Here is a 25735-nt window from a genome sequence, read left to right as displayed (position 1 = left end):
CCCACGCGTTCTCAGTCCACTTCGGCCAACTGCTTGGCCCGGCCGAAGACATCGTCCAACATCCCCGGTGTCAGCCGCCCGGTGAAGGTGTTCTGCTGGCTGACGTGGTAGCAGCCGAGCAACTCCGGCACGGCCGCGCCGGACCAGTGTGCCCCATGACCGAACGCCGGTCGCGGGCTGGGCGGGCGCTGCCCGTACACCTGGCGCAGCACCGGCCACCACGCGGCCCAGGCGAACGCGCCAAGCGCCACCACGACGCGCAGGGTGGGCCGGATCAGGGTGACCTCGCGGTGCAGCCAGGGCGCGCAGGTGTCCCGCTCGGCCGGGGTGGGCTTGTTGTCCGGCGGGGCGCAGCGGACGGCCGAGAAGATCCGCAGATCCCGCAGGGTGAGCCCGTCGTCGGCGGCGACACTTGTCGGCTGGTTCGCCAGCCCGGCCCGGTGCAGCGCCGCGAAGAGCACGTCGCCCGAGCGGTCGCCGGTGAAGATCCGGCCGGTGCGGTTGCCACCGTGCGCGGCGGGCGCGAGCCCGAGGATGGCGATCCGCGCGTCGGCGGGGCCGAAGCCCGGCACCGGTCGACCCCAGTACTCCTGGTCGCGGAAGGCGGCCCGCCGGGTGCGGGCCACCTCCTCCCGCCACCGGACCAGCCGGGGGCAGGCGAAACAGTCACTGACGGCCGCGTCGAGGTCGGCCAGGTCCGTCGCCCGCGCGGCGCGGGCGACGACCTGGTCGGGGGTACGCGGCTCAGCCAAGTTTGGCCCGGAAGAGCTCAAGGGTGCGGGCCCAGGCGCTGGCGGCGGAACGCTGGTCGAACGCCTCCGGCCGGTCGTCGTTGAAGAACGCGTGCGAGGTGCCCGGGTAGTCGTAGAGCTGGCAGGTGCCGCCGGCCTCCTCGATGGCCCGGCGTGCGGTCTGCACACCCTCGGCGGTCGAGGTGCCGTCCTCTTCGGAGCAGTGGATGACCGCCGCCTTGCCGGCGTAGTCGACCCACTCGGGGCGCATCGACTCCCAGGGCAGCACGGGATAGAAGCCGGCGGTGGCGACGATCCGCTCGGAGAGGGTCGCCGACCAGAGGGCCAGGCTGCCGCCGGCGCAGAACCCGACGGCGCCGACCTTGCCGGTGACCTCCGGCCGCCCCGCGAGGTAGTCGGCGGCGCCCGCGATGTCCTTCGCCGCCTCGTCCATCCGCATCGCCAGCAGCAGACGCTGCGCCTCGTCCGGCTCGCTGGTGGTCTCACCGTGGTAGAAGTCCGGGGCGAGGGCGACGAAGCCGGCCTCGGCGAACCGGTCCGCGACCGACCGGATGTGCGGGACGAGACCCCACCACTCCTGAATGACGATGACGGCGGGGCTGGTCGTGCCGCTGGCGGGTATCGCGAGATACCCCTCGCTCGTACCCCCGTTGCTGCGGTAGCTCACCATGTCGCCCATCGGCCGTCCTCCTAGCGGTCAGTCATCGTTGGCTGGTCGCCCAGTGGTCCTACGTGCCGGTAGCCTGCCATGCCGCGCCTCCCGTCGGGAAGACGCCGGAACAGTGGCATTCACCTCCTGTTCGCCGGACGGTGACCGGGGGTATGCCGACGGCGGCGGGGAACGCTCCCCCGCCGCCGTCGTCGGTGCTTCAGCCCGGTCAGACCCTCTTGCTCAGGCCTTCTTGGTCAGGCAGAGCACGTAGCCCTTCTTGCCCGACTCGATGCTGTAGAAGACGTACCCCTCCTGGCCTTCCTTGAAGAACTCGGTGCAGGTGGTCTCGGACTTGGCCTGGGCCTCGGTCTGCCCGTCGATCCGACCGACCACGTTGTACGCGGCGTCGGTGGAGGTGCACTCGACGACCTTGGCGCCGTCGACCTCCTCCTCCTTGTCACCCTTGATCTCGGGCAGCTCGGCGATGCAGTCGCCGGACTTGGCGTCGGCCGTCTCGTCCTTGTTCAGGAAGTTGCCGATCGCCGCGCCGAGACCGAACTTCAGGCCGGCGACGACGAGAAACACGACGATCGCGCCGATGATGCCGAGCGCCTTCTTCCCGCCGGAGCTCTTCGCCTCCGGCTCGGCCGGGGGCGGCGTCTCGACGGCCGGCTGCTGCGGCGCGGCGTCGGACGCGGGGGGCGGTGCGACCTGCTCTGACACGGGGGTTCCTTCCGAGGGGTGGATGAGCAGACGACACCGTAACGATCATTGATTTCCGGTGTCGTCCCGCTCGCCTCGTCCGTTCAGCTATTTCCCAGCATCGTGTGCATGATCTGGTTCACATCGCCCGTCAGCTCGTCCGCGTCGGGGTCGGGTCGCCACTCGGTGTCGCGCTCGGTGTCGCGCTCGGGCTCGCCGGGGTCGACGTGGGTGTCGGGACAACCGGAGTCTCGCTCGGCGTCGACGTGTCGGTCGGCTGCGGGCCGACCGTCGGCCGGGCGGGCATGCCCGGGCCTCGCGGCCCGAAGGGCGCCCGGTCCGGGCAGTACGGGTAGGCCCGCAGCACCGGATTGGCGTAGGCCTCGGCGAGCTCCTTGCAGTCCGGATAGCCGAGTCGGATCGGATTGCCGTTCTCGTCGAAGAGCCGGGCGTTCTCGACCAGCCGGCCCTCGCTGTCGTAGACGAAGACGTCCCTGATCCGGTCGTACGGGTTGTCGACCGACGTGGGGTCGTAGCCGTAGTCGCCGTAGCGCATCCGGTCCTCGGCCTGCATCAGGGCGGACAGCGCGAACACCACGAGCACCGCGCTACCGACCTGCATCGCGGACCGTGGCCAGCGACTCAACTGACCGGACCGGCGACCGAGCCAGATCGAGGCGAGCACGAAACCGACAAGCATGATCAGGCCGGCCAGCAGCTCGCCACCGAAGCGGGGCAGCAGACCGAAGCTGCCACCCGTGGTGATCACGGTGACCAGCATCGCCGCCAGGTAGCCGCGCAGCACCCACCAACCCGGGCGCAGCAGTCGGAGGAAGTCGCTCGCCGTCTCGTACCCCAGTGGTGGGCCGAGCCGGGTGTCGATGGCGCGCAGTCGGCCGCGCGCCCGGACCACGGCGGTGGCGACCCGCTGGTCGAGGTTGCGGCCACCGCCCACGCCGACGCCGGCCGCGGCGCGCAGCTCGGCGGCGTACGTCTCCGGCTCGCCCAGCCGCTCGACGAGGGTGCCCTCGCCCTCGGCGGCGACCTCGGTGAGATGGTCGGCGAGATCCTCGGTCAGCTCGTCGCGCCGGTCGGGCGTCAGGTCGGCCAGAGCGGCCCGGACCCGCGCCACGTAGTCGGTGATCTCCTGCTCCGTGACGGTCATGCCGCCAGCCCCCGATCGTCGAGCAGAGTGTCCATGGTGGTGGCGAACGAGCGCCAGAGCTTGCCGGAGCGGGTCAACTGGTCACGCCCGGCGGCGTTGAGTGAGTAGTACTTGCGGTGCGGGCCGGTCTCGCTCGGCACCACGTAGGTGGTGAGCAGGCCGGCGGCGAAGAGCCGGCGCAGCGTGCCGTAGACCGAGGCGTCGCCGATCTCCTCCAGGCCGGCCTCGCGGAGCCGGCGCAGGATGTCGTAACCGTAACCGTCCTCCTCCCGGAGGACGGCCAGGACGGCCAGATCGAGCACGCCCTTCAACAACTGTGTGGTGTCCACGCATTGCACACTAGTGCGTAATGCGAAGTAGCGTCAACGATTCACCCCCGACGCGCCGAGCGAGGTCGGGCTTGATCCACACGAGTTCCTGGAAATCGGGGCATCCCGATGCGGGGGACACCGCGATTTCAGCGAAACCGAGTCGATCAGGGGCGCGGCTGGCCTACTGGAGGCTCCAGGCGATGCCGTCGAGGATGTCGTGCTCCGAGGCGACCACCGAGGGCATCCCGGCCCGCTCCATGATCACGCGAAGCACGAGCGCCCCCGCCCCGATCACGTCGGCCCGGCCCGGGTGCATCACCGGGATCGCCAACCGCTGCGCGCTGGTCTGACCGAGCAGGTCCGTGGTCACCCGCGCCACCGCCTCGTACGACACCCGGGCGTGGTGGATGCGCTCCGGGTCGTACTCCCGCAGGCCCTGGGCGATGGCGACCACTGTGGTGACCGAACCGGCGAGGCCGACCAGGGTGGCGGCCTCGCGGCCGGGCACCGCCGCGAGCGCCCGGTCCACGACGGCGGCGATGTCGGCCTGCGCGGCGGCGATCTGCGCGGCCGTCGGCGGGTCGTCGGACAGGTGCCGCTCAGTCATCCGGACGCACCCGATGTCCACGGAGATCGCCGAGCGCACACCGGCCGCCCGGTCACCGACCACGAACTCGGTGGAGCCACCGCCGATGTCGACGACCAGGAACGGCTCCACCGCGTCGGCGGGCAGCCCGCGCACCGCGCCGGTGAACGACAGCCGGGCCTCCTCGTCGCCGCTGACCACCTCGGGCGCGACACCGAGGGTGCTGCGCACCATCTCGGTGAAGTCGTCGGCGTTTGCGGCGTCCCGGGAGGCCGAGGTGGCGCACATCCGGACCCGCTGCGCGCCAAGCTTCTCGATGTCGGCCGCGTACGACGCCAGCGCCACCCGCGTCCGCTCGATCGCCTCCGGCGCCAGCCGTCCCGTCCGGTCCACGCCCTGCCCGAGCCGGACGATCTCCATCCGTCGGGTCACGTCGGTGAGCGGGGCCTGCGGCCCGGCCGAGGCCTCGGGCAGGTCGGCGACCAGCAGTCGGATCGAGTTGGTCCCGCAGTCGATGGCCGCCACACGCGTCGTCACCCCGCAACCCTACGACAGCCACCGCCCGGTGCGATCTACAGCCGCAGCAGCATCCGGGTGTTGCCAAGCGTGTTCGGCTTGACCCGCTCCAGGTCCAGGAACTGCGCGACACCCTCGTCGTACGAGCGCAGCAACTGCTCGTAGACCGGCTGCGGCACGGGAGCGCCGTCGATCTCACGGAAGCCGAACGAGCCGAAGAACCGGGTCTCGAAGGTGAGCGCGAAGATCCGCGCCACACCCAACTGCCGGGCCTCGTCGATCAGCTCACCCACCAGCCGGTGCCCGATCCGCTGGCCACGACAGGACGGGTCGACGGCGACCGTGCGGATCTCGGCCAGGTCCTCCCACATCACGTGCAACGCCCCGCAGCCCACCACGACGCCGTCGTCGGGCCGGACCGCCACCCGGAACTCCTGCACGTCCTCGTAGAGGGTGACGGTGGCCTTGCTCAGCAACCGCCGGTCGTCGGTGTACGTGTCGACCAACCGGCGGATGCCCTGTACGTCCCGGGTGCGGGCCCGCCGCACCAGGACCCGGCCCTCGGCCTGCGTGGTCATTCCGTGGGGGGCACGTCGACGCACGGGCCGCTCGCCCACCAGGGCTCGACAAGCGCCAACGTCTCGTCGCCGAACGGGTTCACGCCGGGGCCGGCGCCCAGGGCGTGGCCGAGGTGCACGTGCAGGCACTTCACCCGGCCCGGCATCCCACCGGCGGAGATGCCCGCGATCTCCGGCACCTCGCCGATCGCCTCGCGGCGGGCCAGGTAGTCCTCGTGCGCTGCCCGGTAGTGGGCGGCCAGCTCCGGATCCGTCGACAGCCGGTCGGCCATCTCCCGCATCAGCCCGGCCGACTCCAGCCGGCTGCACGCCGCGGTGGCCCGGGGACAGGTCAGGTAGTACAGCGTCGGGAACGGGGTGCCGTCGGCGAGGCGGGGTGTCGTCTCCACCACGTCGGGCAGGCCGCACGGGCAGCGGTGGGCCACCGCCCGGGTGCCCCGGGGCGTCCGGCCCAGCTGCGCCGCCACCGCGGCCAGGTCGGCCTCGGTGGCCGGCTCCCGCTGCGGCAGGGGTACGGAATCCGCCGCCGACTCCGGCGGTGGTGCGACAGTCACGGTGCTCGTCTCTCCTGGTGTGCTGGTCGGTGGCTCACTTGCCCGGCTGCTGGCTGTCCGCCGCCCGCACACTCGACCAGAGCGTGTCGTACCAGGTCGTCGGACCGGCCGGGGCGCCCGAGCCGGGCGACTTCCCGGCGTCGCGGGCCGCGCCGTCCGGGTCGTTCAGCACCACCATCATCTTCTCGCCCGGCCGGCCCATGAAGAACCGCTCCCGAACCTGCGTGGTGATGTACTCGTCGTCCTGCCACTTGGCCGCTTCCGCGGCCAGCTTGGCGATCTCCTCCTCCTGCGCCGCCTGGGCGGCCTCCATCCGCTCGATGTCGGCCTGCTGGTCCAGGTAGACGCGCACCGGGTAGGTGTACGCGAGGGCGAGCGCGATCAGCACCGCGCAGAGCACCGTGGCCCGGCCGGTGAAGCGACGGGGATGGGGTGCGGCGAGGCGCTTCACGGCGCCGCCCGAGGCCGTACGCCGGGCAGCGGCCGGACGGTTCGCGGAGCGCACGCCCTCGGCGCCCCGGACCGCGCCCGGCGCCCGACCGGCTGCGCCGCGCGGTTCGGCGCGTACGCCGGCGTCCCGGAGCGACCCGCGGGCGGTCCGGCCAGCACCCGGCCGGCCGGCCTGACCAGGTCGGCGGGCGGGACGTTGACCACCCGGTGTGCGGCGCTGCATCGTCACACCCCTCCCCCGAGGCTACGTGTGTTGCCGAGTTCGTCGGGAAGCCCCAGGGCCGCTGCGGGGCTTCCCGACAATCTCTCAGGCCGAACGGTAACGCGGGAACGCGCCCGCGCCCGCGTAGCGCGCCGCGTCGGCCAGCTCCTCCTCGATGCGGAGCAGCTGGTTGTACTTCGCGACCCGGTCCGAGCGGGCCGGCGCGCCGGTCTTGATCTGGCCGCAGCCGGTGGCCACCGCCAGGTCGGCGATGGTGGTGTCCTCGGTCTCGCCGGAGCGGTGGCTCATCATGCACTTGAAACCGGCCCGGTGGGCCAGGTCCACCGCGTCCAGGGTCTCGGTGAGCGAACCGATCTGGTTGACCTTGACCAGGACCGCGTTGGCCGCCTTCTCCGCGATGCCACGGGCGATGCGCTGCGGGTTGGTCACGAACAGGTCGTCGCCGACGATCTGCACCCGGTCGCCGATCGACGCGGTGAGCGTCTGCCAGCCGGTCCAGTCGTCCTCCGCCAGCGGGTCCTCGATCGACACGATCGGGTAGTCACCGGCGAGCTTGGTGTAGTAGTTGCTCATCTCCTCGGCGGACTTCGCGGCGCCCTCGAACGTGTAGGTGCCGTTGTCGAAGAACTCCGTGGCCGCCACGTCGAGGGCGAACACGATGTCGGTGCCGAGCCGGTAACCGGCCTTCTCGACCGCCTCGGAGATCAGGTCCAGGGCGGCCGCGTTCGTCGGCAGGTTCGGGGCGAAGCCACCCTCGTCGCCGAGCCCGGTGGACAGGCCCTTCTTCTTCAGCACCGACTTCAGCGCGTGGTAGACCTCCGCGCCCGAGCGCAGCGCCTCGCGGAAGGTGGGCGCACCGATCGGCGCGACCATGAACTCCTGGATGTCGACGTTGGAGTCGGCGTGCGCCCCACCGTTGAGGATGTTCATCATCGGCACCGGCAGCAAGTGCGCGTTCGGGCCGCCCAGGTAGCGGAAGAGGCTCAGCTCGGCACTGCCGGCGGCCGCCTTCGCCACCGCGAGGGAGACCCCGAGGATGGCGTTCGCGCCCAGCTCCGACTTGCTGTCGGTGCCGTCGATGTCGAGCATCTTCTGGTCGATGAGCCGCTGCTCGCTCGCCTCGTACCCGATGATCTGGTCGACGATCTTGTCTTCGACGTTGGAGACCGCCTTCTCCACGCCCTTGCCCTGGTAGCGGTCGGCGTCACCGTCGCGCAGCTCGATCGCTTCGAACGCGCCGGTGGAGGCGCCGGAGGGCACTGCGGCGCGGGCCACCGTGCCGTCGTCCAGGCCGACCTCGACCTCGACCGTCGGGTTGCCCCGCGAGTCGAGAATCTCCCGGGCGACGATTCCCTCGATGGTTGCCACTGAGTCGCTCCTCGTTGTTGTGATCCGGTCCGTGGGTGGGCCGCGACGGTGCGGCTGAGGCAGGTGTTGAACGCAGCGTATCGGGCGGCGGGATCGGGCACGGCGTCGCCCGCGCACCCGAGTCGCCCCGCGTTGACGGACATTCCCGGATTTCCGGGCGTCAACCGGCAACGGGTTTGCGCTGCGCCGACTTGATCCACCAGGCTGGTCGTCATGCCCGCCGCCTCGACCACCCTCCGCATGCTCGCCGTGTCGGTCATCGCGTCGCTCACGGTCACCGGCTGTCAGACATTCGAGGACGCCGGAAGCGCCATGGGGCGCTCGGATCTCGTCAACGACCTCGCCGCCCGCCTCGACCGGGCGTTGGAGTTGACGTACTCGGCCGACTACCAACTGCCCGGCGGCCAGACCGCCGCGATCGTGCAGGCGCAGGATCCGGCCCGCTCCGCCTACACCTACCCGGGTGGGCGGCTCACCGTCACCCCGGACGCCGTCACCCGCTGCACGGCGACCAACGGTCGGATGGCGTGCACACTCGTCGCGCCACCCACCCCCGGCAGCAAGCCCACCGTGGCGCTCTTCACCGAGGCGAACCGGCAGGGTCTCGTCACCCCGCCGGTGGTGGTCGGGCTGCTGACCGCCGCCGCGCTCGACCCGCAGGCGGTGATCAGGCAGAGCGACACCACAGTCGCGGGGCACCACGCCGCCTGCGTCGAGGTGCAGCGCTCGGACGGCGACTTCAGCGCCTGCGTGACCACCGAGGGTGTGCTCGGCAGCTTCCTCGGCTCGGTCGACGGCAAACCGATGGAGCTGGCGTTGAGCGGTTACTCCGAGACGGTGGAGAAGAACGCGTTCGACCCGCCCGCCGGGGCCGGCGTGGTGGACCGCCGACCGGGCGGCTCCTGACCCCGCTCAGATGCCCAGCAGCGTGCGCAGGTGGCGCGGGGGCGGGCAGTCCTGGGCGAGCATCGCGTCGTGCCAGTCGCGCACCGACACCCCGTCCGGGCGGGCCGCGGCGATCTCGGCCACCTCGCTGTACCCCACGAAGTAGGTGGAGAGCTGCGTCGAGGTGAGCAGCGACCGACGCCACTTGCCGGCCGCCTCGCCCTCCTCCTGGAAGCCGCGCCCGGTCATCAGTGCCATCGCCTCGGCCTCCGGCAGGTCCTCGGCGTGCACCAACTGGTCGAGCAGCGCGTTGATGGTCATGCGGAGCTGCATCTTGAGCTGCTGCAACCGCACCGGCAGGCCACCGAAGCCGAGCCCGGCCATCAGCTCCTCGGCGTACACCGCCCAGCCCTCGACGAACGGGCCGGACCGGGCCAGCGCCCGCACCCGCGTGCCGCCGACGTGCCGCCGGGCGTGCGCGAGCTGGAGGAAGTGGCCGGGCATCGCCTCGTGCACGGTCAGGTTGCGGACCATGTGATCGTTGTATTCGCGGTAGAACGAGTCCACGCGCCCCGCCGACCAGTCCGCCGGGGTGGGCGCGATGCAGTAGAAGGTCGGCACCGCCGCGGTCTCCAGCGGGCCGGGCGAGTCGCAGTACGCCACCGCGACGCCCCGCGCGAACTCCGGCATTTCCTGGATCACGCACCGGTCGTCGACCAGGGTGACCAGGTCGTGGGTGCGGACGAAGTCGGTCGCCTCGTCCAGGCTCACCCCGGCCAGCTCGACGATTGTCGAGTCGTCCGGGTGCTCGGCGGCGAGCACGTCCAGCGCCCGCCGTACCGCCTCGTCGTCGGCCGGCCCACCGACCAGCTCGACGGCCGCCGCGCGGATCTCCGCGGTCACCCGGTCGAGGTTGGCCCAGGCACGACGCTGGATCTCGGCGGCCCCCAGCTCGCTGTCGAGGGTGTGCCAGAGCCGCGCCTCCCAGCGGCGGCGGCCCAGCCGCGGGTCCCGGCCGGGGCCCGCGTCGGCGGCCAGGCCGGCACGTAGCCAGGCGACGAACTCGTCAAGCGCGGCGATCGCGGCGGTGGCCGCGGGCTCGACCTCGTCGAAGCCGCCCGGCGCCTGGGCGATCAGGCCCGGCAGCTCGTCCCGGATCAGCGCGGCCGTGCCGGTGAACTGCCCGACCGCCGTCTCGGCGTGGATCCGCGGCATGTCCCGCAGCGTCGCGCGCGCGGTGGCGAGGGCGTCGGGTACGGCGGCGAGCCGGCCGGCCACCTGCGTCAACCGCACCTCGGCGGGGGCGTACGAGCGGGCCAGCAGCGGGTGCAGCAGCGGGCCCGGATTGTGGTGCAGCGGGTCCCACTCGTGCGACCGGATCTCGGTCAGCTCGAACAGCTCCCGGTCCACGAATGAGGCGAGCAGCGCGTGGTCGACCTGCTCGTCGACGTCAAGCGAGTCGGGGTCCAGTTCGGACAGCGCGTTCGCCGCGTCGGAGAGCATCACCCGGTCGGCGGCCACCGCGTCGACGGAGAAATCCGGAAGCCGAGAGTCGAACCGATGATCCCCGGCAGCGGTGGCGACCCCCGGCCGCGACTCCAGCAGTGCCTCGACAACACGCTCCGCAAGTACCCCGAACTCCTCCACCAACCCACCCTACCGACACCCCGCTGCCCCAACCCCACTTCGGTCGATCATGAAGTTATTGCCGCCCGCTTCGGCCTGTCGCGGCAATAACTTCATGATCAACGCGGGTCAGCCGCGGGTTGGGACTCCGTTTCGCGGATCTTTTCGGCTTGGGTCAGGGTGATTTTGCGGAGGGCTGATTCCGGGTTCAGGTTGGCTTCGCGGGCCTTGGCGACCATCGTCAGGAGGGTGGCGCCCAGTTTCGCCTCGTCGTCGGGCTCAGCGTCCGGGTTCGGCAGTGGGGTGGTCAGGCCGTTGCGCGCGGCGCGGTCCAGGATCTGCGCGGCCAGGGCCAGCGCGGGCTGGCTGAACGCCACACCGTCCAGGACGGAATCGCGCGCCTTCTCGGCCCGCTTGATCCGCTCCCAGTTTGCGGTGATCTCGTCCAGCGTGCCCGCCTGGGCGCCGGCGAAGACGTGCGGATTGCGCCGGATCATCTTGTCGACCAGGCCACCCGCCACGTCGTCGATGGTCCACCGCTCGCCCTCGGGCAGGTCCTCCGCGAGCCGGGCGTGCAGGACCACCTGCAACAGCACGTCGCCCAACTCCTCACGCAGCGAGTCGGTGTCGTCCGCGATCATCGCGTCGTACGCCTCGTAGCTCTCCTCCAGCAGGTAGCCCGCGAGGCTCTGGTGCGTCTGCGCCCGCTTCCACGGGTCACCACCCGGCGAGGCCAGCCGGTCCAGCACGGCCACCGCGTCGAGCAGCCGGGCACCCGGCGGGTCCCACGAGCCGTACATCAGCTCCATCTCGGCCAGCCCCGGCTCCCGGGCCAGCCGCAGACCCAGCTCCCGGGCCAGCGACTCGTCACCGGCGGGGCCGGCCAACCAGACGGCCGCGCCGTGCGCCGCCACCGTGTCGAGCAGCGGCTGCGTCGCCGGGCCGTCGACGACCGTCACCTCGGCGCCCGCCTGACGCACGGCCGTGGTCAACTCGCTCTCCGCGCCGGCCAGGACCGGATGCTGGCGTACGACGTCCCAGGCGGCCGAGGTCAGCAGACCGGCCGGCAACCGGGGTGAGGTGACCAGCAGGACGATCCGTGCCGTCATGCTCAGCTGGCCGTGCCCTCGGCGTCCGGGTTCCCGCTCGACGGCGTCGCGTCCGGGGTGGAGACGTCGGTGACCGTGTCGGTGCCCGCCTCGCCCAGCGGAACGCTCACCGCGGGAGCGTTGCCCTCGAAGGTCAACACCGGGAACTCCAACGGCCGGTACCGGGGGTTGACTGTCACGTCGTAGCTCTCGACCGCCTCGACAAGCGACCTGCGGGTCGCGAGCGCGGCGCGCAACTGCTCACGCGACTGCTCGCCGTCGAGCTGACGGGCGGCGTCCTCGTCGCTCACGTTGGCCGGAATCTTGGCGGCCTTACGACCCGCCGCGACCACGTCGGCCAACTCCTTCTCGGTCGGGGCGACCGCCTCGCCGGCCGGCACCCCGGACAGGCAGGTGTACAGCTCGGCGACCGAGCGCACGTACCTGGTGTCCGGCGCGAGCCCGAACTGCTGGGCCGCCTGCTCCGGCGACACCTGGGCGCGCGGCTGGTAGTTCTTCTCCTTCGACACCCGCGCGCACACCTCGCCCAGCACCAGCACGCTGGCCACCTGGGCCGGGCCGGGCAGCGGCGGCTGCGCGGCGGTGGACGGGTCCTCCGCCGGGGGCGTCGGGTTCTTCGCCCGCAGGTCGTCCAGCACGGCGGTGACCGCATCCTGGGTGATGCGGTGATCCCCGACGTAGGCGGCGACACCGGGCTCGGCACGGCAACCGGAGAGGGCGACGATCCCGACCGCCACGGTGGCGACGGCGACAAGACGGCGAGCACGCATGACCGTCACTCTCTCACGCCAGCACCCCGGCGCTGTGACGCCCCCCACCTCCATCCGCCGGCCGCCCGGCGGCTCCGCCGCACCGGCGCCGTGCCGGTACGACGGAGGCGCCGTGCTCAGCCGGCCGCGGCGACAAGCGGGGCGGGGGCGCCCAGCACGTCGGAGAGCAGTTGCCCGCACCACTCGAGCAGCGCCTGGTCCCGCAGCGGTTCGCCGCCGATCCGACGGGTGGTCGGCCGAGGCACGCTCACCTGGTCGGTGGCCTGCTTGTAGACGGCGTCCGGGTGGTAGCGCTTGAGCCGCAACTGCTTCGAGTCCGGCAGCGGCAGCGGCCCGAACCGGATGTGCTTGCCCTGCATGGTCACGTCGGACAGGCCGTACCGGCGGGCCAGCAGCCGGAACCGGGCCACCGCCACCAGGTTCTGCACCGGGGCCGGCGGCTCGCCGTACCTGTCGGTCATCTCGGCGACGACCTCGGTCAGCCGCTCCTCGTCGCGGGCCTCGGCGAGCTTGCGGTACATCTCCAGGCGCAGCCGCTCCACGCTCACGTAGTCGTGCGGCAGGTGGGCGTCGACCGGCAGGTCGATCTTGACGTCGGTCTCCTCCTCCGGCCGCTCACCCTTGAACGCGGAGACGGCCTCGCCGACCATGCGCACGTACAGGTCGAAGCCGACGCCCTCGATGTGGCCGGACTGCTCGCCGCCGAGCAGGTTGCCGGCGCCCCGGATCTCCAGGTCCTTCATGGCGACGTACATGCCGGCGCCCAGCTCGGTGTGCTGCGCGATGGTGGCCAGCCGCTCGTGGGCGTGCTCGGTGAGCGGCTTCTCCGGCGGGTAGAGGAAGTACGCGTACGCCCGCTCCCGACCCCGGCCGACTCGACCGCGGATCTGGTGCAGCTGGGCCAGGCCGAGCAGGTCGGCCCGCTCCACGATCAGGGTGTTGGCGTTCGGGATGTCGATCCCCGACTCGACGATCGTGGTGCAGACCAGGACGTCGAACTCCTTCTCCCAGAAGCCGACCATGACCTTCTCCAGGGCGTCCTCACCCATCTGGCCGTGCGCCACCGCGACCCGCGCCTCGGGGACCAGCTCCCGCAGCCGCCGTGCCGCCCGGTCGATCGACTCGACCCGGTTGTGCAGGTAGAAGACCTGCCCGTCGCGCAGCAACTCGCGGTGGATGGACGCGGCCACCTGCCTGTCGTCCTGCGCGCCGACGAAGGTGAGCACCGGGTGCCGCTCCTCCGGCGGGGTGGCGATCGTGGACATCTCCCGGATGCCGGTGATCGCCATCTCCAGGGTCCGCGGGATCGGGGTTGCCGACATGCTCAGCACGTCCACCGAGGCCCGCAGCGTCTTCAGGTGCTCCTTGTGCTCGACGCCGAAACGCTGCTCCTCGTCGACGATCACCAGACCGAGCTGCTTGAACCGGGTGGCCGTCTGCAACAGCCGGTGGGTGCCGATGACGATGTCGACGGTGCCGTCGGCGACCATCTCCAGCGTGCGCTCGGTCTCCTTCGGAGTCTGGAACCGCGAGAGCTGCCGGATCTCCACCGGGAACTGGCTCATCCGCTCGGCGAAGGTGTTGTAGTGCTGCTGCACCAGCAGGGTCGTCGGCACCAGCACCGCCACCTGCTTACCGTCCTGCACGGCCTTGAACGCCGCCCGGACCGCGATCTCGGTCTTGCCGTAGCCGACGTCGCCGCAGATCAGCCGGTCCATCGGAACGGTCTGTTCCATGTCCCGCTTGACCTCGTCGATCGCGGCGAGCTGGTCCGGCGTCTCCTGCCAGGGGAACGCGTCCTCCAGCTCGCGCTGCCACGGGGTGTCCGGGCCGAACGAGTGGCCCTTGGACGCCTTGCGGGCGGCGTAGAGCTGGATGAGCTGCGCGGCGATCTCCCGGACCGCCTTGCGGGCCCGTGCCTTGGACTTCTGCCAGTCCGAGCCGCCCATCTTGTGCAGCGTCGGCTGCTCGCCGCCCACGTAGCGGGAGAGCTGGTCGAGCTGGTCGGTCGGCACGAAGAGCCGGTCGCCGGGCTGACCGCGCTTGCTGGCGGCGTACTCGATGACCAGGTATTCGCGGCTGGCGCCGTTGACGGTGCGCTGCACCAGCTCGACGTACCTGCCGATGCCGTGCTGCTCGTGCACCACGTAATCGCCGGCCTTGAGCTCCAGCGGGTCGATGGTGTTGCGCCGGCGGCTCGGCATCTTGCGCATGTCCCGCGTCGAGGTGCCCCGACCGCCTGTCACGTCGTTGCCGGTGAGCAGCACGAAACGGGACGCCTCGTCGACGAACCCGCTGCTCAGCGCGCCGCAGGTGACCACCAGCTCGCCGGGGGCGGGCGCGGTCGGCACCTCCTCGGTCAGCCGGGCACCCAGCCCGGCGTCACGCAGCACCTCCACCGCCCGCTGGGCGGGGCCGTGCCCCTCGAAGACCAGCGCGATCGACCAGCCCTCGCCGGCCCACCGCTTGAGGTCCTCGACCACCCGCGACGTCTCACCGTGGTAGAGCGGCGCCGGCTGGGCAGCGAGGGTCACCGCGATGGCGTCGTCCGGGGTGACAGCGGCCTGCTCGGGCGCGTCCTCCCAGGGCTGCCGCGTCTCGGCGGTCTCCGCCTCCACCAGACCGAACGGGGACAGCGTCCACCACGGCTGGCCGAGCGTGCCGGCGGTGGCGCGGACCTCGCCCAGGGTGCGGAAGGCGGCGGCGCCGACGTCCACCGGGGCCTGGCCGCCGACCGCGGCGGCGGCCCAGCTCGCCTGCAAGAACTCCTCCGACGTACGCACCAGGTCGTGCGCCCTCGTGCGGATGCGCTCCGGGTCGCACAGCAGGACGTGGGTGCCGGCCGGCATCGCGTCGAGCAGCAGCTCCAGCGAGTCGGGGCCGACAAGCACCGGAGCCAGCGACTCCATCCCCTCCACCGGGATGCCCTCGGCCAGCTTGTCCAGGATCTCGGCCAGCTCGGGGTGCTGCTCGGCGAGCGCGGCGGCCCGCCCGCGCACCTCCGGGGTGAGCAGCAGCTCACGGCAGGGCGGCGCCCAGAGCAGCGGAACCTGCTCGATGGTCCGCTGGTCGGCGACGGCGAAGGTGCGGATCTCCTCCACCTCGTCGCCCCAGAACTCGACCCGGGACGGGTGCTCGTCGGTGGGCGGGAAGACGTCCAGGATGCCGCCGCGCACCGCGAACTCGCCGCGCTTGGTGACCAGGTCGACTCGGGCGTACGCCATGTCGACCAGGCGGTGGGCGACCTCCTCCAGGTCGGCTTCCTCGCCGGCGGCGAGCTGCACCGGCTCCAGGTCGCCGAGGCCCTTGAGCTGCGGTTGCAGCAGCGACCGGACGGGCGCCACGACCACCCGCAGCGGCCCGGTGCCGCCGTGCGCGTCGGTCGACTCGGGGTGCGCGAGGCGGCGCAGCACCGCCAGCCGGCGGCCCACCGTGTCCGAGCGGGGGGAGAGCCGCTCGTGGGGCAGCGTCTCCCAGGAGGGGAAGACCACCACCTGCTCCGGCGGCAGCAACCCACCCAGAGCGGCGGCCAGGTCGTCGGCCTCCCGGGTGGTGGCGGTCACCGCGAGCACGGGTCGCCCGGCCCCCTGGTTGTCCGCGGCGACCGCCGCGACGGCGAACGGGCGCAGCGCGGCGGGGGCGGTGATGTCGAGGCCGTCGACCTGGGCGGCACCGGAGCGCGCCAGGTCACGCGCCCGGGCCAGCCCGGGGTCGGCCAGGGCGGCGGAGAACAGACCGGTGAGCAAGGGAAACCTTTCCGGGGAGTCGACGCACACGACTGCGGCCCCTCGTCCAGCCGGACGGGGGGTGCACGCCGACAAGCCTATCCCCGTCCACCGACAGCCACCCCCTTCCGCCCAGGTCCGCGTCACCCCGGCGCGTCGCCCCACGCCCCACGGCACGCCCCGCACGCCACCCCAGCCCAAGATCCGGGCAACTTCCCGGAAGTTGCTGCTTCCGGGGCGCGGGAGGCAGCAACTTCGGTGCTGTTGTGCAGATCTTGACCGCTGGCAGTCGGCGTGGTCGGGTTTCGGTATGGGTGGGCAGTGGCGGGCACAGTTCGACGCGGAGGTGAGCTTCGCCAACGGCGGCGGGCTGCGTACCGAGGGGTTCCGGCTGGACATCCCCGGTCGGGAGATCACCGACGGCGATCTGGCGGCGTTGTTCGTGCGGCATCTGGGGCTGCTGATGGTCGCGGAGGTCCGGATCAGCGCGAAGACGATCATCGAGGAGCCGCACAAGGGCGGCCGGGGCGTCGCCGTCGACGGGTCCGGCGCCGATCGCCGGCTGGTCGAGCTGAGCCACGTGATCAGCGACGGGATGACCACCCTGCCCGGCTGGCCGGCGCCGCGGATCACCAACTGGTTGACCTTCGCGGCGTCCCGGGCGAACTACGCGCCGGGCACCGAGTTCCACGTGGCCCGGATCGACATGATCGCCAACACCGGCACGTACGTGGACACTCCCGCCCACCGCTGGGCGGGCCGGGACGACCTCACCGGGGTGCCGCTGGACCGCCTCGCCGACCTGCCCGGGGTGGTGGTCCGGGTGCCGGCCGACACCCGCGCCGTGGACCGGCTGATGCTGGCCCCGTACGAGGTGGCCGGGCGGGCGGTGCTGCTGCACACCGGGTGGGACGCGCACTTCGGCACCGAACGGTACGGCGCGCCGGAAGCGCCGTACCTGACCGGGGACGCCGCCCAGGCGCTTGTCGACGCCGGCGCGGCCCTGGTCGGCATCGACTCGATCAACATCGACGACATGAGCCCGGCTGCCGGAGGCGTACGCCCCGCACACAGCGCCCTGCTCGCCGCCGGCATCCCGATCGTGGAGCACCTGACCGGACTGGGCGCGCTGCCGCCAGCCGGGTTCCGCTTCACCGCGGCCCCACCGATGGTGGCCGGCATGGGCACGTTCCCGGTCCGCGCCTTCGCCGTCGTCGGCCGGTGACCACGCGACCGCGACGCCGGGTCCGTGTGCGGCCGACCAACGTCAACAGCAGCGCCTGCTGATCCACCGCGTCGGGCGAGGGCTGGACGGGGGGATGGTGAGTCCGCACCATTCCTATGGAGAGTGGACGGTCACCGCGCCAGGGGGAAGCGATGCCCGCTGAGGGAGTCGGCAGTGATCCGCGTCGCCGCACGACGCCCGCGCGGTGGCGGGTGCTGGGGCACCCGGACGGGATGTTGATCTACCAGGTGCGCTGCATCGTGGAAGACCACGGCTGGACGGAGGCCGCCGCGGAGGACCGGCACAAGATCGTGCTGGGTCGTTCCGGGGCGTACCGGCGGCGGCTCAACGGCAGGGTGGGGCTCTCCGACGCCACTTCGGTCCTGCTCACCCGGCCGGGCGACGAGATGGCGGTGGCGCACCCGTTCGGCTGCGGCGACTCGTACACCTGCCTGGAGATCGATTCGGCGGTGCTCAGGGAACGGCCGGACGCCGAGCGCTGGCTGGGCCGGGACGGCTGGGCCGGTACGTCGGATGCCACCCTGGACCTGGCGCACCGCCTGCTGGTGGCCGAGTTCCGGCGTGGGCTGGACGGGTTCGAGATGGCCGAGCGACTCCACCGGTTCCTGGCCCGCCTGCTGCACCACAGCGCCCTCAACGCCGACGACCCGGGCGCCGAGGTGGAGCGGGCCGTCCGTCGACGGCCGGCGACGCTTGCCGCGCACCGGCGGCTCGCCGACCAGGCCCGGGAGGTGCTCGCCGACTCCGGGTTCACGATCGGTCTGGACGAGGTGGCCCGGCAGGTGGGCAGTTCACCGCACCACCTCAGCCGGGTGTTCCAACGAATGACCGGCAGCAGCCTGACCGCCTACCGCAACCGGCTGCGGGTCCGTGCGGTGCTGGACACGCTCGCCGAGGCCGACGGTCGGCCGCTCGGCGCGCTCGCCAGCGAGTACGGCTTCGCCGACCAGGCACACCTGACCCGGGTGGTTCGCGAGCAGGTGGGCCACCCGCCGGCCCGGCTGCGCCGCCTGCTCACCCCGAGCGTCGAAGACCCGGCCGGAGCGGCCTGACCGAGGGCGGTCGGAGGTGCCGCACGGGGGGCGTGCGGCACCTCCTCAGGCACGCGCGAACGCGGCCCGCTCAAGGCCCGGCCGGGGCGTCGGACCTCCCCGAACAGGTCCGCGTACCCGGGGGGCCGCCCCGCTGGAGCGGCCTCCGGACCGACGTGAACCATCCTCCCGGCGTGTCCGTCCACGGTCTTGAAGAAAATTGCTCGTATCGCCGGTGGGGTCAGTAGCGCACCGCGATGCGGCCCTCGATGGCGTCGACGCGGATCTCCCCGCCGTACGGGATGATCAACTGTGGGTCGGTGTGGCCGAGGTCGACGTCGAACACCACCACCGCGTCCGGGTTGTAGGGCGCCAGGGCGCGGGTGATGGCGTCCCGCTGCGCCTCGCCCCAGGCCCGCCGCTCGGGCACCGTCAGCGGCTTGCCGAAGTCCCAGGCCTTCGGGCGGCCGACGACCACCGCCGGAAAGGCGGCGAGCAGGCCCCGCTCCCCCAGGTTCCGCACGATCCGGAAGACCTCCTTGGCGCTGGGCATCTCCTGCGAGGTCTCGACGACCAGCACCGACCCGGTCAGCTCGTCGACGCTCGGCACCCGGTCGGCGGCCAGCAGCCAGTGCACGATCTCCAGGCAGCCGCCCCAGGTGCGCCCCTGTACGACCCGCGCCGGCCCCTGCCAGCGCCAGCCCTCACCCGGCAGCATCTCCGGCTCGTGCGCCAACGTCTCCGGCTCGGTCCACGGGTTGGGCCGGTCGCCCCACTCGCGGGCGGGTGACAACTCGTACCAGTCGCTTGTGAACAGGGCGGCGCGCAGCGAGTCGAAGGTCAGCGGGTGTGGCCGCCCCGACCGGCCGAGGTGCACAAGCACCGAGCCGCCGTGGTACGCGACGATCCCCAACCGGTAGAGGTGGTTGAGCACGTTGGTGTTGTCGGAGTAGCCGAAGTAGGGCTTCGGATTGGCCCGCAGCACGTCGTCGTCGAGGTGTGGGGTGACAGTGATCAGGTCGTCCCCGCCGACGGTGGCGAGCACCGCGGTGATCGTCGGGTCGGCGAAGGCGGCGGTCAGGTCGCGGGCCCGATCGCGCGGGGCGGCCCCCAGCTCGCGGGTCGTCGGGTACTCCACGGGCTCCAGCCCGAACTCCGTGCGCAGCCGGCGCAGTCCCAACTCGTACACGTGGGGAAAGAGCGCCGGCAGTCCGGCGGAGGGGGAGACGACCGCGACCCGGTCGCCCGGCTTCGGTTTGGCGGGATAGCTCGGCGACACCATGATCAGACGCTAACGCCCGACACCAGCGGTTTTCCGCTTGCAGAAACACCACAAGCAGGGCAAACACCCCCTTAGGCTGGCCTGGTGGACGAGGCGCCGGAGGTCCGGGTACGTGACTGGCTCCCCCGTACCGCCGGCCTGCTGCTCGGCACCCTCGCGCTGGCCACCGCCTTCATCGCCGCGTACGTCGGCGCCCTGCACCAGCCCCACCCCCGCGACGTGCCGGTCGGCGTGGCGGCCGGCGACCAGCCCGCGCGCACGATCCTGGCCGCCGTCCGCGACCGGACCAACAAGATCAAAGCCATCGAGTACGCGGACCCGGGCGCCGCCGACGACGGCCTGACCAGCCGCAAGGTGTACGCGGTACTCGGCGCCGCCCCCGACGGCGGGCTCGTCCTGACCACCGCCAGCGCCGGAGCACCGGCCGCCACCGACCTGGTCATCCAGGTGCTCACCAGCGCCGCCCAGCAGGCCCGGGTACCGCTGCGGGTGACCGACGAGGTGCCGGTGGCCGGCACCGACCCCCGCGGCCTCGTCCCCTTCTACCTGGCCATCGGATACGTCCTCGGCGGATACCTGGCCTCGACAGTGCTCGGCATCTCCGCCGGCACCGCCCCGCGCACCCTGCGCCGCGCCGGACTGCGCATCGGGGCGCTCGCCGTCTACAGCGTGGTGCTCGGCATCGTCGGGGCGGTGATCGTCGGCCCGGTGCTGGACGTCTGGCACCACGACCTGCCGGCCGTCGCCGGCACCGGGATGCTGGCCGCCTTCGCCGCCGCGATGGTCGCCGCCGCGGTCCAGGGCTGGCTGGGCGTCCTCGGCACCGGGCTGGTCATCCTGTTGCTGGTGGTGCTCGGCAACCCGGGCTCCGGTGGCATCTACGCCCCCGAGTTCCTGCCCACCTGGCTGCGCGGCATGCACCTGTGGAACGTCCCCGGCCTGGCCACCGACCTGATCAAGTCGGCCGTGTACTTCGACAGACGCTCGATCGGCTGGCCGCTTACCGGCCTGGTGCTCTGGGCGGTGCTCGCGCTTGCCGCCCTGCTCGGCGCGACCCGGGTCCGGGGGCGTCGGGCGACCACCGGCGCAAGACCCTGAAGTGATCTCCGAGGTGTTCCGTGTCACGGCCCGGTATGCGGAGAGCCCCTCCTGCCAGCCGGCCCGGCGCGGATACCATCCAGGGAGTCGGACAGCGCTGTCCTTCGTACTCACGTAAGGAGCGCATCGTGACCGACCAGCATGACCACGACGGCCCGGACGCCGCGCTGCGCGCTGACATCCGCCGACTCGGCACCCTGCTCGGCCAGACGCTGGCCCGCCAGGAGGGCCGCCCGCTGCTCGACCTCGTCGAGGAGATCCGCGCCCAGGTCCGCTCCGACGTCCCGGCCGCCGCCCAGCGGCTCGGCGGGCTCGACGTGACCACCGGCACCAAGCTGGCCCGCGCCTTCTCCACCTACTTCCACCTGGCCAACATCACCGAACAGGTGCACCGCGCGCGGGACCTGCGTCGCCGCCGCGCCGTGCAGGGCGGCTGGCTGGACCAGGCGGCCAAGATGATCGCCGAGCGGGGGGTGCCGGCCGAGGAGATCGCCGCCGCGGCCCGCCGGCTGGCGGTGCGGCCGGTCTTCACCGCCCACCCGACCGAGGCGGCCCGCCGCTCGATCCTGTCCAAGCTGCGGGCCATCGCCGACGAGCTGGACACCGAGACCGCAAACGCGATCCTCTACGGCGCCAGCGACGAGGGCCCGGCCAACCGCCGGCTGGCCGAACTGCTGGACCTGATGTGGCAGACCGACGAGCTGCGCCTCGACCGGCCCGACCCGACCGACGAGGCCCGCAACGCCATCTACTACCTGCGCGACCTGTACGCCGAGGCCGCCCCGCAGGTGCTCGACGACCTGGCCGACACGCTGCGCACCCTCGGCGTGGAGACGTCGCCGACGGCCCGCCCGCTGAGCTTCGGCACCTGGATCGGCGGCGACCGCGACGGCAACCCGTTCGTCACCCCGGCGGTCACCCGCGAGGTGCTGACCATCCAGCACGAGCACGGCATCGCGGCCACCGAGAAGGCCATGGACCACCTGATCAACGAGGTCTCGGTGTCCCGCCGACTGCGCGGGGTGTCGCTTGACCTCTCCGCAAGCCTCGCCGCCGACCTCGACGCGCTGCCCGAGGTGGCGCAGCGCTTCCGTCGGGTCAACGCCGAGGAGCCGTACCGGCTCAAGGCGCGCTGCGTGAAGGCCAAGCTGGCCAACACCCGGCAGCGCCTGCGCCAGGGCACCGCGCACGTTCCCGGCCGCGACTACCGCGGCTCCGCCGAGCTGATCGCCGACCTGGACCTGCTGCGCGCCTCGCTGGCCCGCAACGCCGGGCAGCTCACCGCCGTCGGCCGGCTGGCCTCCACCATCCGTACGGTCTCCGCGTTCGGCCTGCACCTCGCGACAATGGACGTCCGGGAGCACGCCGAGAAGCACCACGAGGTGCTCACCCAGCTGTACGCGGCCGTCGGCGAGGTGTCCGACTACCCGTCGTTGAGCCGGTTGGAGCGCACCAAGCTGCTCGCCGACGAGCTGACCGGCCGTCGACCGCTGTCCACCCTGGACACCCCGCTCACCGAGAGCGCCCGCAAGACGTTCGACGTGTTCAGCACGATCCGCGAGGCGCAGGACCGGTTCGGCACCGAGGTGATCGAGTCGTACATCATCTCGATGACCATGGGCGTGGACGACGTGCTCGCCGCCGTGCTGCTCGCCCGCGAGGCCGGGCTGGTCGACGTGCACAGCGGCCGGGCCCGGATCGGTTTCGTGCCGCTGCTGGAGACCCCGGCCGAGCTGAACGCGGGCGGCGAACTCCTCGACGAGCTGCTGTCGCTGCCCGCGTACCGGGCGCTCGTCGCGGCCCGCGGCGACGTGCAGGAGGTCATGCTCGGCTACTCGGACTCCAACAAGGAGGCCGGGATCACCACCAGCCAGTGGTCGATCCACCGGGCCCAGCGCGCGCTGCGCGACGTGGCCGCCCGGCACGGCGTACGCCTGCGGCTGTTCCACGGCCGCGGCGGCACGGTCGGGCGCGGCGGCGGCCCGACGCACGAGGCGATCCTGGCCCAGCCGTACGGCACGCTTGACGGGGCGATCAAGGTGACCGAGCAGGGCGAGGTCATCTCCGACAAGTACACCCTGCCCTCGCTGGCGCGGGAGAACCTGGAGCTGACCCTCGCCGCGGTGCTCCAGGCGACGCTGCTGCACACCGCGCCCCGGCAGCCGGCCGAGATGTTGGAACGCTGGGACGCGACGATGGACGTGGTCTCCGAGTCCGCGTTCCGGTCGTACCGCACCCTCGTCGAGGATCCGGACCTGCCCGCGTACTTCTGGGCGTCCACCCCCACCGAACTGCTCGGCGCCCTGAACATCGGCTCCCGGCCGGCGAAGCGCCCCAACACCGGTGCCGGGCTGTCCGGGCTGCGGGCCATTCCGTGGGTGTTCGGCTGGACGCAGACCCGGCAGATCGTGCCGGGCTGGTTCGGCGTCGGCTCCGGGCTGGCCGCCGCCCGCGAGGCCGGCCTGGCGGACGTCCTCGCCGAGATGCACCGCAACTGGCACTTCTTCCGCACGTTCCTGTCGAACGTCGAGATGATGCTGACCAAGACCGACCTCAGCATCGCCCGCCGGTACGTCGAGACCCTCGTGCCGAAGAAGCTGCACCCGATCTTCGAGCAGATCGAGCGGGAGTACGAGCTGACCAAGCGCGAGGTGCTGGCGGTGACCGCCTCCCCCGCTCTGCTGGAGAACTCGCCGGTGCTCCAGCGCACCCTGGCCGTCCGGGACACCTACCTGGAGCCGCTGCACCACCTCCAGGTGGCGCTGCTGCGGCAGTACCGGGAGTCCGGCGCGGCCGGCCGTGCGGTGGCCACCGCCCCGGGTGGCCGACGCGCCCCGAGCGACGGCACGGCCCTGGAGCGGGCGCTGCTCACCACTGTGAACGGCATCGCCGCCGGCATGCGCAACACCGGCTGATCAGGCAGGACGGCAACGGGCCCCGGTCACCACGACCGGGGCCCGTTCCACATGTCAGCCGGCGACGTTCACCACTCGGCGGCCTCAGTCAGCGGTGTTCACCAGTCGCCGCCACCGAAGTCACCGCCACCGAAGTCGCCACCGCCGAAGTCACCGCCACCGAAGTCGCCGCCACCGAAACCCCCGCCGCCGAAGTCACCGCCGGCATAGTCTCCGCCGCCGAAGTCGCCCGCCTGGTCGCCACCGCCGAAGTCGCCACCCTGGTCGCCGGCGTCGCCACCCTGGTCGCCGCCATCGGCACCCTGGTCGTCGGCGTAGTCGGCGCCGTCGCCGAAGCCCTCCTGGTAGCCCTGGTCGTAGCCGTACCCCGGGTCGGCGAAGGCCGGCGAGAACAGCGCATCGGCGATCAACATGCCACCGAGCACACCGGCCCCCGCGCCCAACGCCGTCTTCCACCACGGCGTCGAATACCAGCCCGCCGGCACCGGCCGGCCCTGGTACCGGCCACCCGGGTAGTAGTAGGGCGTCTGACGACCGGGCTGCGGGCCGGCCCGGAAGGTCTGCCCCTGCACGTCGACCTCGCGCTCCTTGGTGAGCTGCCCGACGCCCCGCGCGGCGGCAAGCGCCGGCACCTCGGGGCCCGGATCGATCCCCAGCGCGGTCCGCGCCGCCCGGATGTACGCCAGCCCCTCCAGCGCGGTCTCCCGGGCGAGCGCGAACTGGTGCGGCGTACGCGCCTGCTCCAACTGCGAACCCGCCGCGTTGTACCGCTCACCGGCGTCGGCCAGCGCCTGGCGGACCGCCGGCTCGTCGCCCTGCAGGGTCAACAGCTGGCCGCCGAGGCGCTCGTACCAGCGGTGCGCCTCGGCGCGAGCGTCGCCCAGCTCCGTGCGCCGACGGGCGGTGCCCTGAGCGCGCACGAGCGCCGCGGCACCGAGTGCGCCGATCACCACGACCGCGAGGCACAGCACAAGTTCCATGCCATCGAACGTACCCCCGGGTGTCACGTCGTACCCGTCTGGCAAGCTCCGGTGATGGACGTCTCGACGTTGCTGGTGGTGATCGTGTGCCTTGGCGCCGGCGGGGCGGTGGGCTGGCTCGCGGCCCGGTCCCGGTCGGCGGCCGACATCGCCAGACTGGATGCCACCCTGACGGCGACCCGGGAGGGCGAGGGGCGGCTGGAGCAGTCCATGCGGGCACTGAGCTACGAGGCCACCGCGCAGTCGCAGGAGGCGGTGGCCCGTGCCGTGGCGCCGCTGCACGACAGCCTGCGCCGCTACGAGCAGCGGGTCGCCGAGCTGGAGCACGACCGGGTCGACGCGTACGCCGAGCTGCGCGAGCAGGTCCGCTCGATGAACGCGGTCTCCGGGGAGCTGCGCACCGAGACCAAGCAGCTGGTCGCCGCGCTGCGCGCGCCGCAGGTGCGGGGCCGCTGGGGTGAACACCAACTGCGCCGGATCGTCGAGGCGGCCGGCATGCTGGAGCACTGTGACTTCTCCGAGCAGGTGACCGCCGCCACCGACGACCAGGTCGTCCGCCCTGATCTGGTGGTGCGCCTGCACGGCGGCCGGTCGGTGGTGGTGGACGCGAAGGCGCCGTTCGACGCGTACCTCACCGCCATGGAGGCCCGCGACGAGCGCGGCCGGGACACCCACCTCGACGCGCACGCCCGGCACCTGCGGGGGCACGTCGACGCCCTGGCCGCCAAGTCGTACTGGACCGCGTTCGACAGCTCGCCCGAGTTCGTGGTCCTGTTCGTGCCCGCCGACCCGTTCCTCGACGTCGCGCTCCAACGCGACCCGACGCTGCTGGAGCACGCGTTCACCCGCAACGTGGTGCTGGCCACGCCGGCCACCCTGGTCGCCCTGCTCCGCACGGTGGCCTACTCGTGGCGGCAGGAGGCGCTGGCCCGCAACGCGCTGGCGGTGCACACCCTCGCCCGGGAGCTGTACGGCCGGCTCTCCACCCTCGGTGACCACGTGGGCAAGCTCGGCTCGTCGCTGGCCGGCGCGGTGACCGCGTACAACAGGGCGGTCGGCTCGCTGGAGGCTCGGGTGCTGGTCAGCGCCCGAAAGCTCGCCGAGCTGGGCGTCTCGGACGACGACCTGGCGACCCCCGCCCAGATCGAGCTGACCCCGCGCCAGCCGCAGGCACCGGAGCTGCTGGACGACGCCGACCGCTGACCGGGCGC

22 protein-coding genes are annotated in these 25735 nt (G+C 72.4%); 6 read left to right on the top strand and 16 right to left on the bottom strand.

From position 1 onward, the window contains the following. Positions 1 to 11: 11 nt before the first annotated feature. From MILUP08_RS05900 to eno, 10 genes are all read right to left on the bottom strand, one after another. Positions 12 to 752, bottom strand: a complete 741-nt coding sequence (locus MILUP08_RS05900) for a uracil-DNA glycosylase (RefSeq protein ID WP_007455692.1) — start codon at positions 750 to 752, stop codon at positions 12 to 14. Continuing rightward, complete coding sequence (locus MILUP08_RS05895; RefSeq protein ID WP_007455690.1) at positions 745 to 1431, bottom strand: dienelactone hydrolase family protein; 687 nt, start codon at positions 1429 to 1431, stop codon at positions 745 to 747. Before MILUP08_RS05895 ends, MILUP08_RS05900 begins: the two co-directional genes overlap by 8 nt. A gap of 213 nt (positions 1432 to 1644) precedes the next feature. Then, positions 1645 to 2127 (bottom strand): LppU/SCO3897 family protein, encoded by a 483-nt coding sequence (locus MILUP08_RS05890; protein ID WP_007455688.1) that lies wholly within the window; start codon positions 2125 to 2127, stop codon positions 1645 to 1647. A gap of 130 nt (positions 2128 to 2257) precedes the next feature. After that, positions 2258 to 3271, bottom strand: a complete 1014-nt coding sequence (locus tag MILUP08_RS05885; RefSeq protein WP_007455686.1) for an HAAS signaling domain-containing protein — start codon at positions 3269 to 3271, stop codon at positions 2258 to 2260. Beyond that, on the bottom strand, positions 3268 to 3600 hold the full coding sequence (locus tag MILUP08_RS05880; protein WP_007455685.1) for a PadR family transcriptional regulator: 333 nt from the start codon (positions 3598 to 3600) through the stop codon (positions 3268 to 3270). The genes MILUP08_RS05885 and MILUP08_RS05880 overlap by 4 nt, the downstream gene beginning before the upstream one ends. Before the next feature lie 163 nt (positions 3601 to 3763). After that, entirely contained in the window at positions 3764 to 4693 is a 930-nt protein-coding gene (locus MILUP08_RS05875) for a Ppx/GppA phosphatase family protein (protein ID WP_039905462.1), read from the bottom strand. 47 nt (positions 4694 to 4740) lie between these two features. Continuing rightward, positions 4741 to 5262, bottom strand: a complete 522-nt coding sequence (locus MILUP08_RS05870; RefSeq protein WP_007455681.1) for an amino-acid N-acetyltransferase — start codon at positions 5260 to 5262, stop codon at positions 4741 to 4743. After that, a complete protein-coding gene (locus MILUP08_RS05865; RefSeq protein ID WP_007455679.1) occupies positions 5259 to 5816 on the bottom strand; it encodes a DUF501 domain-containing protein in 558 nt (185 codons plus the stop codon). The genes MILUP08_RS05870 and MILUP08_RS05865 overlap by 4 nt, the downstream gene beginning before the upstream one ends. 34 nt (positions 5817 to 5850) lie before the next feature. Then, positions 5851 to 6489 (bottom strand): FtsB family cell division protein, encoded by a 639-nt coding sequence (locus MILUP08_RS05860; protein ID WP_007455678.1) that lies wholly within the window; start codon positions 6487 to 6489, stop codon positions 5851 to 5853. An 84-nt stretch (positions 6490 to 6573) separates the two neighbouring features. After that, positions 6574 to 7857 (bottom strand): phosphopyruvate hydratase, encoded by a 1284-nt coding sequence (gene eno, locus MILUP08_RS05855; protein ID WP_007455677.1) that lies wholly within the window; start codon positions 7855 to 7857, stop codon positions 6574 to 6576. A gap of 213 nt (positions 7858 to 8070) precedes the next feature. Between eno and MILUP08_RS05850 the strand changes: the two genes are divergently transcribed. Then, positions 8071 to 8763, top strand: coding sequence for a hypothetical protein (locus MILUP08_RS05850; protein ID WP_007455676.1), 693 nt, complete (start codon positions 8071 to 8073; stop codon positions 8761 to 8763). A 6-nt stretch (positions 8764 to 8769) separates the two neighbouring features. Here MILUP08_RS05850 and MILUP08_RS05845 read toward each other — a convergent pair whose 3' ends face one another. The 4 genes from MILUP08_RS05845 to mfd all read right to left on the bottom strand — a co-directional run bounded on the left by MILUP08_RS05845 (position 8770) and on the right by mfd (position 15993). Next, a complete protein-coding gene (locus MILUP08_RS05845) occupies positions 8770 to 10389 on the bottom strand; it encodes a DUF885 domain-containing protein (RefSeq protein ID WP_007455675.1) in 1620 nt (539 codons plus the stop codon). 98 nt (positions 10390 to 10487) lie between these two features. Beyond that, entirely contained in the window at positions 10488 to 11477 is a 990-nt protein-coding gene (locus MILUP08_RS05840) for a nucleoside triphosphate pyrophosphohydrolase (protein ID WP_007455674.1), read from the bottom strand. A gap of 2 nt (positions 11478 to 11479) precedes the next feature. Further along, entirely contained in the window at positions 11480 to 12247 is a 768-nt protein-coding gene (locus MILUP08_RS05835; protein ID WP_039905458.1) for a hypothetical protein, read from the bottom strand. A gap of 116 nt (positions 12248 to 12363) precedes the next feature. Further along, entirely contained in the window at positions 12364 to 15993 is a 3630-nt protein-coding gene (gene mfd / locus MILUP08_RS05830; RefSeq protein WP_039905456.1) for a transcription-repair coupling factor, read from the bottom strand. A gap of 289 nt (positions 15994 to 16282) precedes the next feature. Between mfd and MILUP08_RS05825 the strand changes: the two genes are divergently transcribed. Both MILUP08_RS05825 and MILUP08_RS05820 read left to right on the top strand, forming a co-directional pair. Further along, positions 16283 to 17197, top strand: coding sequence for a cyclase family protein (locus MILUP08_RS05825; RefSeq protein WP_007455671.1), 915 nt, complete (start codon positions 16283 to 16285; stop codon positions 17195 to 17197). Between the two features lie 152 nt (positions 17198 to 17349). Further along, positions 17350 to 18270 carry a helix-turn-helix domain-containing protein gene (locus MILUP08_RS05820; RefSeq protein WP_007455670.1) on the top strand — a complete coding sequence of 307 codons (921 nt, stop codon included), beginning with the start codon at positions 17350 to 17352 and terminating at the stop codon, positions 18268 to 18270. A 220-nt stretch (positions 18271 to 18490) separates the two neighbouring features. Here the strand turns inward: MILUP08_RS05820 and MILUP08_RS05815 are convergent, their stop codons facing one another. Next, on the bottom strand, positions 18491 to 19531 hold the full coding sequence (locus MILUP08_RS05815) for a S66 family peptidase (RefSeq protein WP_007455668.1): 1041 nt from the start codon (positions 19529 to 19531) through the stop codon (positions 18491 to 18493). An 84-nt stretch (positions 19532 to 19615) separates the two neighbouring features. Between MILUP08_RS05815 and MILUP08_RS05810 the strand changes: the two genes are divergently transcribed. Continuing rightward, entirely contained in the window at positions 19616 to 20629 is a 1014-nt protein-coding gene (locus tag MILUP08_RS05810; protein WP_007455666.1) for a YhgE/Pip domain-containing protein, read from the top strand. Positions 20630 to 20757: 128 nt separating this feature from the next. After that, the gene (gene ppc / locus MILUP08_RS05805; protein WP_007455664.1) at positions 20758 to 23544 is read left to right on the top strand and encodes a phosphoenolpyruvate carboxylase; all 2787 of its coding nucleotides are present in this window, start codon (positions 20758 to 20760) and stop codon (positions 23542 to 23544) included. 98 nt (positions 23545 to 23642) lie between these two features. On the opposite strand, the gene MILUP08_RS05800 is transcribed toward ppc, so the two are convergent. Beyond that, a complete protein-coding gene (locus tag MILUP08_RS05800) occupies positions 23643 to 24524 on the bottom strand; it encodes a hypothetical protein (protein WP_007455662.1) in 882 nt (293 codons plus the stop codon). Between the two features lie 54 nt (positions 24525 to 24578). Between MILUP08_RS05800 and MILUP08_RS05795 the strand changes: the two genes are divergently transcribed. Beyond that, the gene (locus MILUP08_RS05795) at positions 24579 to 25727 is read left to right on the top strand and encodes a DNA recombination protein RmuC (protein WP_007455661.1); all 1149 of its coding nucleotides are present in this window, start codon (positions 24579 to 24581) and stop codon (positions 25725 to 25727) included. The last annotated feature ends 8 nt before the right edge of the window (positions 25728 to 25735 follow it).

This window comes from Micromonospora lupini str. Lupac 08 (genome assembly GCF_000297395.2).
Lineage (GTDB): Bacteria > Actinomycetota > Actinomycetes > Mycobacteriales > Micromonosporaceae > Micromonospora > Micromonospora lupini.
The sequence above is the reverse complement of the archived record's forward strand: the minus strand, read 5'-3'. Positions and strand labels throughout refer to the sequence as shown.

What these genes read in the sequence shown, in the direction of transcription:
- MILUP08_RS05895 (WP_007455690.1), bottom strand. Translation starts at nt 1,431, where the DNA reads ATGGGCGACATGGTGAGCTACCGCAGCAACGGGGGTACGAGCGAGGGG.
- MILUP08_RS05885 (WP_007455686.1), bottom strand. Translation starts at nt 3,271, where the DNA reads ATGACCGTCACGGAGCAGGAGATCACCGACTACGTGGCGCGGGTCCGG.
- MILUP08_RS05870 (WP_007455681.1), bottom strand. Translation starts at nt 5,262, where the DNA reads ATGACCACGCAGGCCGAGGGCCGGGTCCTGGTGCGGCGGGCCCGCACC.
- MILUP08_RS05860 (WP_007455678.1), bottom strand. Translation starts at nt 6,489, where the DNA reads ATGCAGCGCCGCACACCGGGTGGTCAACGTCCCGCCCGCCGACCTGGT.
- MILUP08_RS05850 (WP_007455676.1), top strand. Translation starts at nt 8,071, where the DNA reads ATGCCCGCCGCCTCGACCACCCTCCGCATGCTCGCCGTGTCGGTCATC.
- MILUP08_RS05840 (WP_007455674.1), bottom strand. Translation starts at nt 11,477, where the DNA reads ATGACGGCACGGATCGTCCTGCTGGTCACCTCACCCCGGTTGCCGGCC.
- MILUP08_RS05835 (WP_039905458.1), bottom strand. Translation starts at nt 12,247, where the DNA reads ATGCGTGCTCGCCGTCTTGTCGCCGTCGCCACCGTGGCGGTCGGGATC.
- MILUP08_RS05825 (WP_007455671.1), top strand. Translation starts at nt 16,283, where the DNA reads ATGGGTGGGCAGTGGCGGGCACAGTTCGACGCGGAGGTGAGCTTCGCC.
- MILUP08_RS05820 (WP_007455670.1), top strand. Translation starts at nt 17,350, where the DNA reads ATGCCCGCTGAGGGAGTCGGCAGTGATCCGCGTCGCCGCACGACGCCC.
- MILUP08_RS05815 (WP_007455668.1), bottom strand. Translation starts at nt 19,531, where the DNA reads ATGGTGTCGCCGAGCTATCCCGCCAAACCGAAGCCGGGCGACCGGGTC.
- MILUP08_RS05800 (WP_007455662.1), bottom strand. Translation starts at nt 24,524, where the DNA reads ATGGAACTTGTGCTGTGCCTCGCGGTCGTGGTGATCGGCGCACTCGGT.
- MILUP08_RS05795 (WP_007455661.1), top strand. Translation starts at nt 24,579, where the DNA reads ATGGACGTCTCGACGTTGCTGGTGGTGATCGTGTGCCTTGGCGCCGGC.